Here is a 16269-nt window from a genome sequence, read left to right on the forward strand (position 1 = left end):
AAAGAAAGAATAGCTACTATTTCCTATCAACGTGTTAGCTTATTTGTTCTTGCACATAAATATAGACGATCTGCGATTAAGATGCAAGGGATTTTTTAGACATTTCCACCATTTTTACAAAATGCTCTGTAATTCTATGGTCATCTGTTAACTCAGGGTGGAAAGAACATGCCAGCAAATGACCCTGCTGAGCGGCTACAATGTTCCCATTATACGTCGCAAGCACTTCTGTGTTTTCCCCTACGCCTTCGATATAGGGTGCACGAATAAAGACTGCATTATACTGATCGGCGACTCCTTTAATATCAAGAGGAGCTTCAAAGCTTTCCCGCTGACGGCCAAAAGCATTGCGGCGTACGCGAATATCCATTAATCCTAAGTGAACATCGTAAGAACCGTCGATTTCAGAAGCTAGCAGGATCAGCCCTGCGCACGTTCCGAAAACAGGTTTTCCTTGTTTTCCGAACTGACGGATCGGCTCAAGGAAATTATATTTATCGATTAAACGGCGGATGGTTGTGCTTTCCCCGCCCGGGATGATTAAACCATCAACTTCTTCAAGCTGTTCCACTCTTTTGACGATAACACCTTTGGCTCCTGATGCTTCTACGGAACGGATATGTTCACGAAAAGCACCTTGAAGTCCCAAAACGCCAATCGTAGTCATGATGCATTTCTCCTTTTATTTATGCTTGTCTGAATTAGCGGATGGGTCCGCTTTTTTTATGCGTGTCGTGTCTAAACTGGTCACTTCCGCTTTTCTTGGTGTCCAGCTGCAGTGACCAGACACTCGCGGCATAAGCAACCCTCCGCCGGGAAGGAGGATCACTTCCCTTTGGCGTTCTGCTTATGCGTTTCGTGTCTAAACGGTCACTTCCGCTTTTCTTGGTGTCCAGCTGCAGTGACCAGACACTCGCGGCATAAGCAACCCTCCGCCGGGAAGGAGGATCACTTCCCTTTGGCGTTTTGCTTATACGTTTCGTGTCTAAACGGTCACTTCCGCTTTTCTACTTTATTGAGATCTGTCCTGCATGCGCTGGTCTGGAGTTAGGGTGTTCATTTCAATGCCTTTCATAGCTGTTCCCAGGCCTTTTGAAATTTCAGCGATTAATTTATAGTCATCATAGTGTGTGGTCGCTTCAACAATCGCACGTGCGAATTTTGCTGGGTTGTCTGACTTGAAGATACCGGATCCAACGAATACGCCGTCAGCTCCTAATTGCATCATTAGGGATGCGTCAGCTGGTGTAGCGATTCCGCCTGCTGCGAAGTTTACGACTGGAAGACGTCCTTCTTCACGAATTTCAAGCAGAAGATCAAATGGTGCGCCATTTTCTTTAGCATATACCATAACTTCATCTTCAGACATGCTTTGAAGCTGACGGATTTGAGATTGCACCTGACGCATGTGGCTTACGGCTTCTACGATGTTGCCTGTACCTGGTTCACCTTTTGTACGGAGCATAGACGCACCTTCACGGATACGGCGGGTTGCTTCGCCTAAGTTACGGCAGCCGCATACGAATGGAACTGTATATTCATCTTTTTTAATGTGATAGATTTCATCAGCTGGAGTCAGTACTTCACTCTCATCGATATAGTCTACACCCATAGATTCTAAAACACGGGCTTCTGTAATGTGGCCGATACGTGCTTTAGCCATAACTGGGATGGAAACAGCATTCATTACTTCTTCTACAATCGTTGGATCTGCCATACGGGCAACTCCGCCGGCAGCACGAATATCAGATGGAACTCGTTCTAGGGCCATAACGGCTACAGCGCCTGCTTCTTCTGCGATTTTTGCTTGTTCAGCATTTACGACGTCCATGATAACGCCGCCTTTTTGCATTTCTGCCATTCCGCGTTTTACGCGATCAGTACCTGTTTGAGACATGAGTAATTCCTCCCTGAGTTGTTTATATATTGTCGAGCTTTATTTCCATCAATCATTTTTCCTAAAATCTATTGTACCTCATTCATGCGCTAAATCCTACCATCTACATTGGATTTTTTCAGCTTAGAACCAGCCGTTTACCATATCTACGGCATTATTGAAAATATCTCCAAAAAAGTCACCGATGGCGCCGATCGTCAGCATAAACCAGTTGGCTTTTTCAACACCTGAAGTCGTTACGACATCGACTTCTGTACGTAAGGGTTCCCCTGTCTGAAGATCATCATAAGACTCTTCTCCATTATAGACTAACTCTGCTGTACCGACTTTATGTCCTTTATCAAACGGAGCTTCCAGGTTACCGTTTTTATCTAAGGCTTTTTCGGATAAATTCACTTTAACCTCATATTGATCTTCTTCGCCTTTTTTAACTGGAGCCGTAATGGGAGCAGCTGTTTCCAGCTCTACCGTGGATTCTTTTCCTTTAGAAACCTCTACTGTTGAGTTTTGGTCAACTTGATGGCCCGCAGAAAACAATTCTTTTTGTTCAAATTGCTCAAAACCGTAATTGAGAAGTTTTTTAGTTTCTTCAAAACGTGCTTCTTCACTTTCTGTCTTCATCACTACAGAGATGAGGCGCTGGCCGTCACGCTCGGCTGTACCTGTAAAGCAGTAGCCGGCTAAATCAGTAAAGCCCGTCTTTAATCCATCCAGGCCTTCATAACCGAACTGAGCTAAATAACCAGGCATCTCTGGAAGCATCCAGTTGTAGTTAATAATTGTCTGTCCATCAAAAGTAGTGTCCGTAATTGATGAGATTTCCAGGGCTTCTGGATAGTCATTGACGAGGTGATAAGCTAAGATTGCTGCTGAACGCGCAGACAGCAAGTTGGTTCCGTCGGGATCGGTACCTTCCGGATGATTCCCATCCAGGTCTCTGTTTTCAAGACCTGTAGCGTTCACGAATTGGTAATCCGGCATACCGAGCTCTTCTGCTTTTTCATTCATCATTTTAACAAATTCGCTTTCAGAACCTGCGATTAATTCTGCTAATGCTATAGAAGTAGCGTTATCGGAATTAATCGCCATTGCTTCATATAACTCACGTACCGTATAATCCTGACCCTGCGTTAAACCTACTCCGGAAAAAGAAGCATTCGCTGATATGCTATATGGATAATCACTTATTTGAGTTGTAGTTTCCCAGGTAATATCTCCTGATTCGATCGCTTCTAATACGAGATATTCCGTCATCATCTTCGCCATACTTGCTGGAGGTAATGTTAAATCAGAATCTTTCTCGTACAAAATTTTGCCTGAATCAGCATCTACTAGAATAGCAGAATCTGCTTTGATCTCTACGGTTTTCGCATATGTAGTTTCAGGACTTCCAAAAACCGTTATCATGCATAAAACAAAGGCCATCCCCAAGGCCCACGATGCGCGTAATCTTTGTTTCAAATCTCTCAACCTCCACGGAATATAATATGCATCTTTGTTATTCTACCATATGGCTCCATAAAAAAATAGACAGGGAAAAGTCCCTGTCTACTGTTTATTTCCCGGGTCAAACGGAGTAGTTTGGTGCTTCTTTCGTAATCTGCACATCATGCGGGTGGCTTTCTCTTAAGCCGGCACCTGTAATCCTCGTGAACTTGGCGTCATTGCGAAGTTCTTCAATTCCTTTTGTTCCGCAGTAGCCCATACCTGAACGAAGACCGCCAAGGAGCTGGTGAATGGAGTCGCTGAGTGGTCCTTTATAAGGCATGCGGCCTTCAATTCCTTCAGGGACAAGCTTCTTCGACTCAGATTCATTTTGGAAGTAACGGTCTTTTGATCCGGATTCCATTGCTCCGACAGATCCCATGCCGCGGTAAACTTTAAAGCGGCGGCCTTGGAAGATTTCCGTTTCTCCCGGGCTTTCTGTTACCCCGGCAAGAAGGCTTCCGAGCATCACAGCGTGAGCTCCGGCAGCTATCGCTTTTACGATATCTCCTGAATATTTAATGCCGCCGTCGGCAATGACAGGAATATTGTGTTTAGAAGCTTCCATCGCACAGTCGTTAACAGCTGTAATTTGCGGAACTCCTACCCCGGCAACGACTCTTGTCGTACAAATAGAACCGGGTCCAATTCCTACTTTAACCACATCTGCGCCCGCTTCAATCAGCTCGCGCGTCGCTTCTGGAGTCGCTACGTTTCCAGCAATGATATTAACGTTCGGGTACTTATCACGGATCCGCTTCACCTGATCAATAACTCCTTGAGAATGACCGTGAGCAGTGTCGACAACAAGTGCGTCCACGTTTGCTTCAACCAGTTTATCGATTCTAGTCATCGCATCAGCAGTTACTCCAACTGCAGCAGCTACAAGCAGCCGGCCCTGCTCATCTTTAGCAGCCAGTGGAAACTCGATGACTTTCTCAATATCTTTAATCGTGATCAGCCCTTTGAGCACACCTTCATTGTCTACCATTGGCAGCTTCTCGATTTTATATTCCTGAAGTATCTTTTCGGCTTCATCAAGGGTAGTGCCGACAGGGGCTGTGACTAAGTTATCCTTCGTCATTACTTCACTGATTGCACGAGAGTAATCATCCATAAATCTTAAATCACGGTTTGTAATGATTCCTACAAGCTTCTGATCCTCCACGTTGTCTACAATCGGCACACCGGAAATACGGAATTTGCCCATAAGGTGTTCCGCATCATAAACCTGGTGCTCAGGTGTCAGGAAAAAAGGATTAGTAATGACGCCGCTCTCTGAACGCTTCACACGATCAACGTGCTCCGCTTGTTCTTCGATCGACATGTTTTTGTGAATGACGCCTAATCCGCCTTGACGTGCCATTCCAATCGCCATCGGGGCTTCCGTAACCGTGTCCATTCCTGCGCTCATAATCGGCATATTCAGCTTCAGAGTCGGAGACAACTCTGTAGCCAGCGATACGTCCCGCGGCAATACATCCGACTTGGCAGGAAGCAAAAGAACATCATCAAACGTTAGTCCTTCTTTAGTAAACTTGTCCTCTCGCATGCTTGATCCTCTCCTTAAATAGTTTAGATAAATGTGGGTAAAGTAAGTGGGTAATGGTTTTTGTCACTTTCTTATTGTTATTTACAATACGACAATGATCTGCCTTTTTCAAGAACAAAAAACATCTTCCTCGTTGTAAAAAATAGGAAAGGAGCCCTATTTAGATGGATGAAAGACATGCCTTCCTTACCTACTTAAAGGCTGCATCCCATGCCCGCAGTTATCTTCACGGCCAATATGAGAAGCTACAGGCAGACGATGCTAAAACCTTAGCTTACCAAAACGTCGAGCGATTTATGTATGGGCTCAGCCTTGGAGAAGAATATTTTACTGCAGCGAAACATACTCCTATCAGCGTTCAGCCGCTTCTCTATTATTACAGCCTGACCCATTTTTTAAAAAGCTGCATACTAACCGTCGACCCTACTTACCCATCCTCTGTTAAAGTGCTGGCACACGGGCTCTCTACTAGAAAACGAAAGAAGCAGCACTACCGGTTTTTGGAGGATGAAATCCGGATTCAGCCGCACGGGCTGTTTCCTTATGCTGCGAAGTGTCTGTTTCAAATGGAAGATCTCCCGTCTAAAGTTTCGATGAGTGAGCTGTTAGAGCCGCTTCCTTTCATGAAGCCGATCTTTAAATTTAAATCAATGACAACTGAAACCTCTGCACCTTTCCCTAAATTAATTGCTGAATTTGCAGTGCTTTATAATTTGAGTATGCTCGTGCGTTATGAAGATGAATGGTGGGGCGAAATGGAGCAGCTGCGGGACCGGGAAGACTATGTATTTATTAAGCATTACCTTGAGAAAATGCCTGAAGAAATCCCCGAGCTTATTTCTTCATGGCTGTATGAGTATGAAATTCATTAGGAGTTAACTTGCTTCTTTTCAATTTGCATAAGGGGAAGGAATGTTCCAATTAGCAGGTAACTAAGTGAACTGGGTCCCCGCTTGCCTTCAATAAGAAAAGCGGGCCAGGGAAAAGACTCGCTTTCCATGGGCGAACGGTGAGCTTCTTCAGGCTTTGCCTTCCGGGATCTCACCCTGTTCTTTCCTCCCATTGGAGTCTCGCTTTTTCCCTGGTCCTTTATGGTTTTTAGAGTAACGGAACCATGGGTAAGAGAGCTTTTCCATTAGAGAGCTTAATGAATCTATAGCGTTCCGTTTCAACTACTACCGATAAAGCAGCTGAGAAATGGCGAGACTCCTGCAGGGAGATAGAGCCAGGGTGAGATCCGCGAGTGAAACGAGCTAGCTCACCGGCTCCCCGCGGAAAGCGAGCTATTTCTCAGCCGCTTTTCTCTTTTCACAGTAAACGGACCAGTCTTTTCTCTCTTCCCAAAAATGAGAAAGAGCATGGGAAATGGTGAGAGTCCAAGAAACGGAATATCTAAGAAACAAATAAAACGCCGCTCTCCTTTTAAATTAGAGAGCGGCTTAATTATTTTATTCTTCTTCTGTATTTAAATCGTCAGCGATATCTGTTTCTGTTGAAACCGTACCTTCGTCCGCAGATTCTGCAGCTTCAATTGCTTCTTCAATGATCTCTTCTTCTTCTTTCTCAGATTCGATCCGAGCAACGGTCGCCACTTCTTCTTCTTCCTGAAGACGGATTAACCGGACACCTTGAGTGTTACGTCCTGTTTCGGAAATACTTTCAACAGGCATTCGAATAAGCACACCCTGTGCGGTAATAATCATAACATCCTCTTCACCGGTTACAGCTTTGGTAGCAACGACATGGCCGTTTTTCTCCGTAAGGTTACAAGTAATAATCCCTTTACCGCCGCGGTTCGTCAGACGATAGTCTTCGGCCGGTGTTCGCTTACCGAAACCTTTGCTTGTAACGGTTAAGACCTGAAGGCTGTTATCAATGATTTCCATAGATACGACTTTATCATCTTCACGCAGGGAGATTCCTTTTACCCCGGCAGCTGTACGGCCCATCGTACGGATCTGCGACTCGTTAAAGCGAATGACATATCCATTGCTCGTACCAATCATAATGTCTCTATCGCCGTCTGTCAGCTTAACAGAGATCAGCTCATCGTCCTCGCGAAGGCCAAGAGCGATAAGACCGCCGCGGCGGATGTTGGCGAACTGTGAAATGCTTGTCCGCTTCGTAATACCATTTCTCGTTGTGAAGACGAAGTACCAGTCATCGACAAAGTCTTCGACAGCGATTACGGCATTAATCCACTCATCTCGGTCAACTTCCAGCATATTTATGATTGGAATTCCTTTAGCTGTACGGCTGAATTCAGGGACTTCATAGCCTTTCGCTTTGTAAACCTTCCCTTTGTTGGAGAAGAACAGCAGCGTATTATGGGTAGAGGTCGACAGTAAGTGTTCGACGAAATCTTCTTCATGGGTACCCATGCCCTGTACGCCTCGTCCTCCCCTTCGCTGGGAACGGTATGTGCTGGCTGGAAGTCGTTTAATATAGCCCTGGTGAGTTAAAGTAACGATTACTGTTTCTTCAGGAATCAAATCTTCATCCTCAATGAAATCAGTTCCGCCAAGCACGATTTCTGTACGGCGCTCATCGTTATACTGTTCTTTCACCTCAAGAAGCTCTTCACGGATGATTTCAAGAACTTTTTCTTCATCCGCTAAAATGGCTTTTAATTCAGCAATCAGTTTGATTAATTCCTGATATTCTTCTTCAATCTTCTCACGCTCTAAGCCTGTCAGGCGCTGCAGACGCATATCAAGGATCGCCTGTGCCTGCTTCTCTGAAAGACCAAAGCGCTCAATCAACCCGGTGCGGGCGATTTCAGTGGTTTGAGAAGCACGTATCAGCTTGATTACCTCATCAAGGTGATCAAGGGCAATACGCAAACCTTCTAAAATGTGTGCTCTTGCTTCTGCTTTACGAAGCTCATAAGCGGTACGGCGCTTGATTACGACTTTTTGGTGTTCCAAATAGTGTACAAGACACTGCTTTAAGTTCAATACTTTAGGCTGGCCGTCGACTAAAGCGAGCATATTGATGCCAAACGTCGTCTGTAAGGCCGTCATTTTGTATAGGTTATTTAACAGCACGTTTGGATTAGCGTCTCGGCGGAGTTCAATTACTACACGCATTCCGTTACGATCGGATTCATCTCTTAAGTCCGTTATGCCGTCGATCTTCTTATCACGTGCCAGTTCAGCAATTTTTTCAACAAGACGGGCCTTGTTCACCTGGTAAGGAAGCTCAGTCACAATCAATGTCGATTTCCCATTGGCCTGTTCTTCAATGTCAACTTTTGCCCGAATGGTAATAGAGCCTTTCCCAGTTTCATAGGCTTTTCTTATACCGCTAAGTCCAAGAATCTGCCCATGGGTCGGAAAGTCTGGTCCGTAAATATATTCTTCCATTAGCTCCTGGATCGTAATGTCCGGATTCTTACTTACCGCGAGAACCCCGTCGATGACTTCTCCGAGCTGATGAGGAGGAATATTGGTCGCCATACCTACAGCGATCCCCGCTCCTCCATTAACAAGAAGGTTAGGGAACCTGGACGGAAGGACGAGCGGTTCTTTTTCCGTACCATCGTAGTTATCGCCATAATCTATAGTGTCTTTGTTGATATCACGCAAAATTTCCATCGAAATCTTGGACATGCGGGCCTCAGTATAACGCATGGCTGCTGCGGAGTCTCCATCCACAGAACCAAAGTTACCGTGACCGTCGACAAGCATGTATCGATAAGCAAAATCCTGGGCCATGCGGACCATCGTATCGTAAACGGCTGAATCACCGTGCGGGTGATACTTACCAATTACTTCCCCTACGATACGTGCGGATTTCTTATAAGCTTTATCAGAGTGCATGCCTAAGTCGTGCATGGCGTATAAAATTCGTCGGTGTACCGGTTTTAGACCATCGCGTACGTCTGGAAGTGCACGAGCTACGATTACACTCATCGCATAATCTAGAAAGGAAGTTCTCATTTCATTGCTTATATTAACTTCCTCTACGCGAGGGCGTTCAGGTTGATCAACCATTCCAATTACCTCCTAGTTACCAGTGCGCTTACACTTTCTTATATATCTAAGTTTTTCACGTATTGGGCGTTTTCTTGTATAAAGTTTCTTCGTGGTTCGACTTTATCTCCCATTAAAATATCGAACGTCTCATCGGCGCTCATGGCATCTTCAAGATTTACCTGAAGGAGAGTCCGCGTTTCTGGGTCCATTGTTGTTTCCCATAATTGCTCAGGATTCATTTCACCAAGACCTTTGTATCTCTGAACATTTGGTTTTGGCGATGCCGGCATTTCCTTAAGGATGGCATCCAGCTGCTTGTCACTGTACGTGTAGTTAACAGACTTGCCTTGCTTAATCTGATAAAGCGGCGGCTGGGCAATATAGATATATCCATGTTCAATCAATGGACGCATATAACGATAGAAGAAGGTAAGCAGTAGTGTACGAATGTGAGCTCCGTCTACATCGGCATCTGTCATAATCACGATTTTATGGTAGCGGGCTTTGGAGATATCGAATTCTTCCCCAATTCCTGTACCGAGAGCCGTAATAATCGTACGGACTTCATTATTCGATAAAATTTTATCTAATCGAGCTTTTTCTACGTTAATGATCTTACCTCTCAGCGGCAGAATGGCCTGGAAATGACGGTCTCGCCCCTGTTTGGCAGAGCCGCCGGCTGAGTCACCCTCAACGATGTAAAGCTCGGAAATTTTCGCATCTTTAGAAGAACAGTCCGCTAATTTGCCGGGCAGGTTGGAAACCTCTAACGCATTCTTACGGCGTGTCAACTCACGTGCTTTTTTGGCAGCCATGCGGGCGCGTGATGCCATAAGTCCTTTTTCTACGACTTTCTTCGCCATATCCGGATTTTCAAACATGAATCTTGATAGAGCTTCAGAGAAAAGGGAATCTGTAATTGTACGGGCTTCACTGTTGCCAAGCTTAGTTTTCGTCTGTCCTTCAAACTGAGGGTTCGGGTGCTTAATGGAAATGATCGCTGTTAAACCTTCACGAACGTCGTCACCGGTTAAGTTCGGATCAGTTTCCTTAAACATGTTGTTTTTACGTGCGTAGTCGTTGATGACACGAGTCAGTCCTGTCTTAAAGCCTGATTCGTGGGTTCCCCCTTCATACGTATGAATGTTGTTGGCATACGAATAGATGTTGCTCGCGAACCCGTCGTTATACTGCATCGCAATTTCAATCGAAATACCAGCCTGCTCATCTTCAATGAACAGAGCTTCATGGATTGGGTCACGCGTACGGTTCATATGCTCCACGTAAGAAAGTATTCCGCCTTCATAGAAAAATTTCTGCGTTTCGCGGTCACTGCGTTTATCTTCCAGCGTAATGGTTAAACCTTTATTTAGAAAAGCTAGCTCACGAATACGGCTGGCTAATGTATCGTAGTTGTACTCCTGGGTTTCACTGAAAATCTCAATGTCAGGAGTGAAAGTAATTCGCGTTCCAGTAATATCAGTATCCCCGATGACTTTCAGATCCGCCTGAGGAACTCCGCGGTGGTATTCCTGATAGTGAACTTTCCCGTCACGGTGAACGTAAATTTCTAATTTAGATGAAAGAGCGTTTACTACAGATGCCCCTACACCGTGCAGACCGCCGGATACTTTATAACCGCCGCCGCCGAATTTACCGCCGGCATGAAGTACGGTCATAATAACTTCAACCGCCGGGCGTCCCTGCTTCTCATGCATTCCGACCGGCACTCCGCGTCCATTATCGATGACGGTAATGCTGTTATCCTCTTCGATCACCACTTGGATCTGATCACAGTGTCCTGCCATTGCTTCATCGATACTGTTATCGACAATCTCCCATACGAGGTGATGAAGACCTTTTTCGTTCGTAGACCCAATGTACATTCCCGGCCGCTTTCGAACAGCTTCTAAGCCCTCAAGCACCTGTATCTGATTCTCATCATAGGCCTGCTGTTCCTGTAAAATTTCTTCTTTCATGGTACTTCACCTACATTTCTAAAGGATATAAAATTATTGCTCAAAATCCTCTGTATAATCTTCTATTCTATTTAAAGTCGACATCATATTCGCGCGTTTTTTCAATGTGTAAACCGATAAAGGACTAAAATAAATATAATCTTTCGTAATGACAATTGCTTTAGGTTCATGTTCCTCAGATTCTACTACTTTTTTATTTTTTCGCTGGTTAAATATCATTTCCTCTATGATTGAAGAAGAGCTTAATAGCGTATGATCTATGATACTTACCACATCTTTGGAATGGATGACGTGGTCATCCCCAATGTGTATGAACAAATTGCCACCTCATTTCTTAACCATCTATAGTGCCGTCAGCGACGTGAAAGATTTCCGCCTCTCTGAGGGCTTCATGCTCAATTCCTTCAATGCTTGTCGTTGATACAAAGGTTTGGACCTTCCCCTGAATCGTATGAAGCAGGTGGGACTGCCGATAATCATCGAGTTCACTAAGCACATCATCTAAAAGCAGGATCGGATATTCTCCTACCTCGCTGTGAATCAGCTCAATTTCCGCTAGTTTTAAAGAGAGAGCGGTGGTCCGCTGCTGCCCTTGAGATCCATAGGTCTGAACATCCTTTCCATTGACGAAAAAGACTAAATCATCCCGATGGGGGCCGGCTAACGTTGTCCCTCGTTCGACCTCTTTAGATTCGATCTCACGGAACTTTTCTTCAAACCTTGTTCTTATTGTTTCCAAATCCATATCCTCTGATACTTTGACACTAGCATCATAGGCAATTTCGAGTACTTCCAGATTACGGCTGATGCCTTTGTGAATCGGAGCAGCCCACGACCGCAGGAGCCGAAGAAACTTAAACCGCCGCTCAACTATCGTTCCGGCATGCTCAATCAACTGATCTGTCAGCACATGGAGCATCGTTCGATCAGCTGATGGTTTTCGCTGTAATTCCTTCAGTAAGTGGTTCCTCTGCTTCAGGACCTTTTGAAATTGTCCCAGATGATAGATGTATCGCGGTTGGATCTGGCCTATTTCCATATCAATAAACCGACGACGCACCTGAGGACTGCCTTTTACCAGGTTTAAATCCTCAGGTGCAAACATAACGACATTCAGCGCGCCAATATAGTCGCTCAGTCTTTTTTGCTCTATATGATTGAGCTTCGCCTTCTTCCCCTTCTTGGAAAAGACGATTTCCAGAGGAAAACGGCGATTGCGTTTAAACACACTACCTTTTATTTTAGCATACTCTGCGTCCCATTGAATGAGTTCTTTATCACGAGGGGTCCTATGGGAACGGGTAAAAGCTAAAGCGTAGATAGCTTCCATTAAATTGGTCTTACCCTGGGCGTTTTCACCAATAATAACGTTAATGGTATGGTCAAAGGTTAAGGAGAGCTGGTCATAGTTTCGATATGACCTTAACGAGAGCTCTTGAATGTGCATAGAATTTAAAGAAGCCGCCTATTCTTCACGTACGACTTCAAAAACTCCAAACTCAGGAATTTCTACAACATCTCCCAGGTAAAGCTTTCGTCCACGTCTCTGCTCCCGCTCACCATTTACGTAAACATCAAATTCAGCTAAAAAGATCTTCACCATTCCACCGGATTCGACAATATTGCTTAACTTTAGAAATTGTCCGAGTGGAATGTATTCTGTATTTATTTCAATGCGTTCACTCATAAATTCACCCTATTTTTCATGGTTTGTCTTATCTCTCTATTTTACTAAAGATATCGCTTAATGGAAAGCAAACTATAGAATATAACACAAAACGGTAAAAATGTATGCAATTTCTCGGCAAAAACATAAAAACCGCTATGATTTTCGATCATAACGGCTTTTTTTAAATAATCAGCTCTGTTTATTTTTTAAAAGAGGGAATCTACGAGATTCCCTCCCGTTCAAAGATTAATTAATACGTTCTTACCGGCAGGATTAATTGTAAAATCTGTTCATCATCTACCGGGCGGATTAGGAATGGACGCATAGCGCCTGTAAACTCTATTTTAACCTGGTCATAGTTTACGGCCTTCAGGGCATCCATCATGTACTTCGCACTAAAGGAGATCTTAAGCTCTTCTCCTTCGATAGAATCCGCTATGACTTCTTCTACTACATTTCCTACTTCCGGGGAGTTTCCGTTAATTTCAATCTGGTTGCCCTCCTGTGTAATCAATCGAACGACATTGTTTCGGTTCTCTTTCGCAAGCAGGGAGGCACGGTCAATGGACTGAAGCAGCTCTTTTGTATCGATCTTTACTACCGTTTTGCTCTGGTCCGGAATTAAGCGAGACGTTTCCGGGTAGTTGCCGTCCAATAAACGAGACAGGAAGTATAGATGCTTCGTTCTAAACAGGACTTGGTTTTCCGTTAAGCTGATTTCAATTGGTTCATCAGAATCGTCAAGAATCTTATTCAGCTCCGTTAAGCTCTTTCCAGGGATAACGACTGCAGGTATTTCTCCTTGTCCCTCACGCTTTAAAGGGATTTTCCTTGAAGCTAAACGGTGGCTGTCTGTAGCCGTAAAGTGAAGCTGCTCATCTACAAGCTGCACATGTACACCTGTTAGGATTGGGCGAGTTTCTGATGAGGAGACAGCAAAAACGGTCTGGCGAATTAAGTTTTTCAGAAGATCAGTTGGAAGTTCAAAACTGTCCTCAGTATGTAATTGAGGCAGCTGCGGATATTCTTCTGCATCTTGTCCATTTAAGTGGAATTCAGCTTTGCCTGATTTAATCGTGACATTTCGTTTATCATCACTTTCAATATCCACATTTTTTTGCGGGAGCTTACGTACGATATCAGGGAAATACTTCGCCTGAAGAACGATACTTCCAGGTTCAATGTTTTCTACATATACGATTCCGTCTTCTTCTGCAGGAATATAAGATTCAATAGTAATATCTGAATCACTTCCTGTCAGCTTTACTCCTTCTGTCGTAGCTTCTACTTTAATTCCTGTCAAAATTGGAATTGTCGTTCTTGAAGAGATGGCTTTCATTACATTTTGGACACTTTCCATTAATTGATCTCTTTGTATCGTAAATTTCATGGGAGTTATTCCTCCTGTATATATTAATTATTATTTAAAAAAGTAGTAATAGAAGTAATAGGGCCTGTGAATTTGTGGATAACCGGCATTTCCTCCTGTTAGAAGAAGTTGTCCACATGTGGATAGCCTGTTGATGCAAGTGGTTCGATTATCCACACTATTCAGCTTAAGCTTTTAACTGTTCAGTAATTTCATCGAGTTCTTTTTGCAGCTGTTGATCTGTTGCAATCATTTTAGAGATTTTTTCATGGGCGTGAATCACTGTTGTATGATCTCGTCCCCCGAATTCTTCACCAATCTTAGGAAGAGAGAAATCTGTCAGCTCTCTTGATAGATACATAGCTATCTGGCGTGGAAAGGCGATAGATTTGGTACGTTTTTTGGCAGGGAAATCCTCCAGGCGCACATTATACTTCTCGCCTACCATTTCTTGAATCGCTTCTATCGTAATCACTCGAGGCTTAGAGCTTGGAATAATGTCTTTTAAGGCTTCAGCCGCCAGTGATGCATTAATATCGTGGTTAATTAAGGATGAGTAAGCGACAACACGAATTAATGCGCCTTCTAATTCACGAATGTTGGTATCGATTTGATTGGCAATATAAAGCATGACTTCATTAGGGATATCAAGCCCTTCTGCTTTAGCCTTCTTCCTTAGTATGGCGATCCTCGTTTCTAAATCAGGAGGCGTGATATCAGTAATGAGTCCCCATTCAAATCGAGAGCGCAGGCGGTCCTCAAGGGTTGGAATTTCCTTAGGCGGCCGGTCACTTGAGATCACAATCTGTTTACTTTCTTCATGAAGTGTATTAAATGTATGGAAAAATTCTTCCTGCGTTTGTTCTTTTCCTGCAAGGAACTGAATATCATCTATTAGAAGAACGTCGACACTTCGGTATTTATTGCGAAAATTGACAGCTTTGTTGTCTCGAATCGAGTTAATGAATTCATTCGTGAATTTTTCTGAAGATAAATAGACCACCTTCGCATTTGGATTATGATCCAGAACATAGTGTCCTATGGCATGCATGAGGTGGGTTTTTCCAAGGCCGACTCCCCCGTAGATAAACAGCGGGTTATACGCTTTAGCCGGGGCTTCTGCGACTGCTAATGAAGCGGCATGAGCGAATCGGTTGCCTGATCCAATTACAAACGTGTCGAACGTATACTTGGAATTCAGCATACTTTGGGGAGATTCTTCGCTGCCGTTATTTTTCATATTAGGCATCTTCTTATCGGAAAGCTTTACATCCTCGAGGGAATCATCTTTCGTTTCTGGAATGATAAACCTAGTATCAAGATCTGCCCCTGTAACTTCACTCAATGTTTCTCTTATTAATCCTTCATACTGGTTTTCCAGCCAGTCTCTGGCAAATTCATTTGGAGCTACGATTGTTAATGTATTTTCTTGCAGAGAGTCAGCTTTTGTAGCTTTGAGCCATGTTTCAAAGCTAGGTTTGCTAATTTTTTCTTTCATCTTCTCCAGCGTGTTGTCCCACAATTCGTGTATGTTCTCCAAAATTTCACCCCTTTCTCCCTAAAAAGGAAAACAAAAAAGCCTTTCGTTCTCTTTTTCGAACGTAATCAAAAGATCGAAAGGTGTTTGTACAATATTTGTGCAACGCATATATGCAATTTTAACTTCCAGGATTGTGGACGAGCTTTCCCTACCAATCTAGTCATTCAGACAGGTTATTTTCATTATCCACACACATGTTGATAAACCTTTAAACAACCGTGTTACTAAATGTCCACACGTTATCCACAACCTGTGAATAATTTTAATCGCGTTTTTTAATCATCCAGGGTTAAACACAAATATAATACCAGATAAAATAGGTTCACGCAATGTCTTTAAACAACTTATCCACAGACACCACACGTTGTAGATAGATTTTTTCCACAGTACTAGATTTTGTGATTAACTTGTCGATATTTGTTGTGGATAGTCTGATTTGGTCATTTTAATTATACACAAGGGATGTTATTGTTCACTAAAAAAGAGAATTTCATAGGCTTTGGTGTGTTATGTAACAGCATCTGTTATATAACTGGAGGGACCTTTCTTTCCTATTAAAAATAAACAAGAATCCTAAAAAGTTAGAAAAATATGAGGGAAAAATAAGCTGATAATTGAGTAATGAAACTTCAAATGAGTGTTCCTTTGCGATAATTGGAGAAAGGACCAAATGAATATCGCTGTTTCTCAAGGGGCTAAGGAGAGAAGCTTGTGCCGTTCACAGATTCGCTTTCCATGGGCGAACGGTGAGCTTCCTCAGGCAAAGCCCCCCGGGATCTCGCCCTGTTCTGTAATCCCCTA

12 protein-coding genes and 1 other annotated feature (1 of these 13 running past the window's edge) are annotated in these 16269 nt (G+C 43.6%); of the genes, 1 reads left to right on the top strand and 11 read right to left on the bottom strand.

All coding sequences use genetic code 11. The features are described from left to right. Positions 1-39 (bottom strand) — a binding site (T-box leader); it reaches 184 nt to the left of the window's first position. 37 nt (positions 40-76) lie between these two features. From pdxT to guaB, 4 genes are all read right to left on the bottom strand, one after another. After that, positions 77-667 (bottom strand): pyridoxal 5'-phosphate synthase glutaminase subunit PdxT, encoded by a 591-nt coding sequence (gene pdxT / locus HUS26_RS16120; RefSeq protein ID WP_173918065.1) that lies wholly within the window; start codon positions 665-667, stop codon positions 77-79. Between the two features lie 345 nt (positions 668-1012). Beyond that, positions 1013-1897, bottom strand: coding sequence for a pyridoxal 5'-phosphate synthase lyase subunit PdxS (gene pdxS, locus HUS26_RS16125; protein ID WP_173918066.1), 885 nt, complete (start codon positions 1895-1897; stop codon positions 1013-1015). A gap of 123 nt (positions 1898-2020) precedes the next feature. Beyond that, entirely contained in the window at positions 2021-3358 is a 1338-nt protein-coding gene (locus HUS26_RS16130) for a D-alanyl-D-alanine carboxypeptidase family protein (protein ID WP_371809605.1), read from the bottom strand. 106 nt (positions 3359-3464) lie between these two features. Next, complete coding sequence (gene guaB, locus HUS26_RS16135; protein WP_173918067.1) at positions 3465-4934, bottom strand: IMP dehydrogenase; 1470 nt, start codon at positions 4932-4934, stop codon at positions 3465-3467. 164 nt (positions 4935-5098) lie between these two features. On the opposite strand from guaB, the gene HUS26_RS16140 reads away from it, so the two are divergent. Further along, positions 5099-5806 carry a YaaC family protein gene (locus HUS26_RS16140; protein WP_173918068.1) on the top strand — a complete coding sequence of 236 codons (708 nt, stop codon included), beginning with the start codon at positions 5099-5101 and terminating at the stop codon, positions 5804-5806. A 576-nt stretch (positions 5807-6382) separates the two neighbouring features. Here the strand turns inward: HUS26_RS16140 and gyrA are convergent. The 7 genes from gyrA to dnaA all read right to left on the bottom strand — a co-directional run bounded on the left by gyrA (position 6383) and on the right by dnaA (position 15468). Further along, the gene (gene gyrA / locus HUS26_RS16145) at positions 6383-8929 is read right to left on the bottom strand and encodes a DNA gyrase subunit A (protein WP_173918069.1); all 2547 of its coding nucleotides are present in this window, start codon (positions 8927-8929) and stop codon (positions 6383-6385) included. A gap of 38 nt (positions 8930-8967) precedes the next feature. Continuing rightward, positions 8968-10890, bottom strand: a complete 1923-nt coding sequence (gyrB, locus tag HUS26_RS16150) for a DNA topoisomerase (ATP-hydrolyzing) subunit B (protein ID WP_173918070.1) — start codon at positions 10888-10890, stop codon at positions 8968-8970. A gap of 33 nt (positions 10891-10923) precedes the next feature. Further along, positions 10924-11208 carry an extracellular matrix regulator RemB gene (gene remB, locus HUS26_RS16155; protein ID WP_173918071.1) on the bottom strand — a complete coding sequence of 95 codons (285 nt, stop codon included), beginning with the start codon at positions 11206-11208 and terminating at the stop codon, positions 10924-10926. Between the two features lie 16 nt (positions 11209-11224). After that, positions 11225-12337, bottom strand: a complete 1113-nt coding sequence (gene recF / locus HUS26_RS16160; RefSeq protein WP_173918072.1) for a DNA replication/repair protein RecF — start codon at positions 12335-12337, stop codon at positions 11225-11227. 18 nt (positions 12338-12355) lie between these two features. Further along, the gene (gene yaaA / locus HUS26_RS16165; RefSeq protein WP_173918073.1) at positions 12356-12577 is read right to left on the bottom strand and encodes a S4 domain-containing protein YaaA; all 222 of its coding nucleotides are present in this window, start codon (positions 12575-12577) and stop codon (positions 12356-12358) included. A gap of 232 nt (positions 12578-12809) precedes the next feature. Then, positions 12810-13949: a DNA polymerase III subunit beta gene (dnaN, locus tag HUS26_RS16170; protein ID WP_173918074.1), complete on the bottom strand. Its 1140-nt coding sequence runs from the start codon at positions 13947-13949 to the stop codon at positions 12810-12812. Between the two features lie 166 nt (positions 13950-14115). After that, the gene (dnaA, locus tag HUS26_RS16175; protein ID WP_173918075.1) at positions 14116-15468 is read right to left on the bottom strand and encodes a chromosomal replication initiator protein DnaA; all 1353 of its coding nucleotides are present in this window, start codon (positions 15466-15468) and stop codon (positions 14116-14118) included. Positions 15469-16269: the final 801 nt, after the last annotated feature.

It is taken from the genome of Halobacillus sp. Marseille-Q1614 (assembly GCF_902809865.1).
Classification (GTDB): domain Bacteria; phylum Bacillota; class Bacilli; order Bacillales; family Halobacillaceae; genus Halobacillus_A.

What these genes read in the sequence shown, in the direction of transcription:
- pdxT (WP_173918065.1), bottom strand. Translation starts at nt 667, where the DNA reads ATGACTACGATTGGCGTTTTGGGACTTCAAGGTGCTTTTCGTGAACAT.
- pdxS (WP_173918066.1), bottom strand. Translation starts at nt 1,897, where the DNA reads ATGTCTCAAACAGGTACTGATCGCGTAAAACGCGGAATGGCAGAAATG.
- guaB (WP_173918067.1), bottom strand. Translation starts at nt 4,934, where the DNA reads ATGCGAGAGGACAAGTTTACTAAAGAAGGACTAACGTTTGATGATGTT.
- HUS26_RS16140 (WP_173918068.1), top strand. Translation starts at nt 5,099, where the DNA reads ATGGATGAAAGACATGCCTTCCTTACCTACTTAAAGGCTGCATCCCAT.
- gyrA (WP_173918069.1), bottom strand. Translation starts at nt 8,929, where the DNA reads ATGGTTGATCAACCTGAACGCCCTCGCGTAGAGGAAGTTAATATAAGC.
- gyrB (WP_173918070.1), bottom strand. Translation starts at nt 10,890, where the DNA reads ATGAAAGAAGAAATTTTACAGGAACAGCAGGCCTATGATGAGAATCAG.
- recF (WP_173918072.1), bottom strand. Translation starts at nt 12,337, where the DNA reads ATGCACATTCAAGAGCTCTCGTTAAGGTCATATCGAAACTATGACCAG.
- yaaA (WP_173918073.1), bottom strand. Translation starts at nt 12,577, where the DNA reads ATGAGTGAACGCATTGAAATAAATACAGAATACATTCCACTCGGACAA.
- dnaN (WP_173918074.1), bottom strand. Translation starts at nt 13,949, where the DNA reads ATGAAATTTACGATACAAAGAGATCAATTAATGGAAAGTGTCCAAAAT.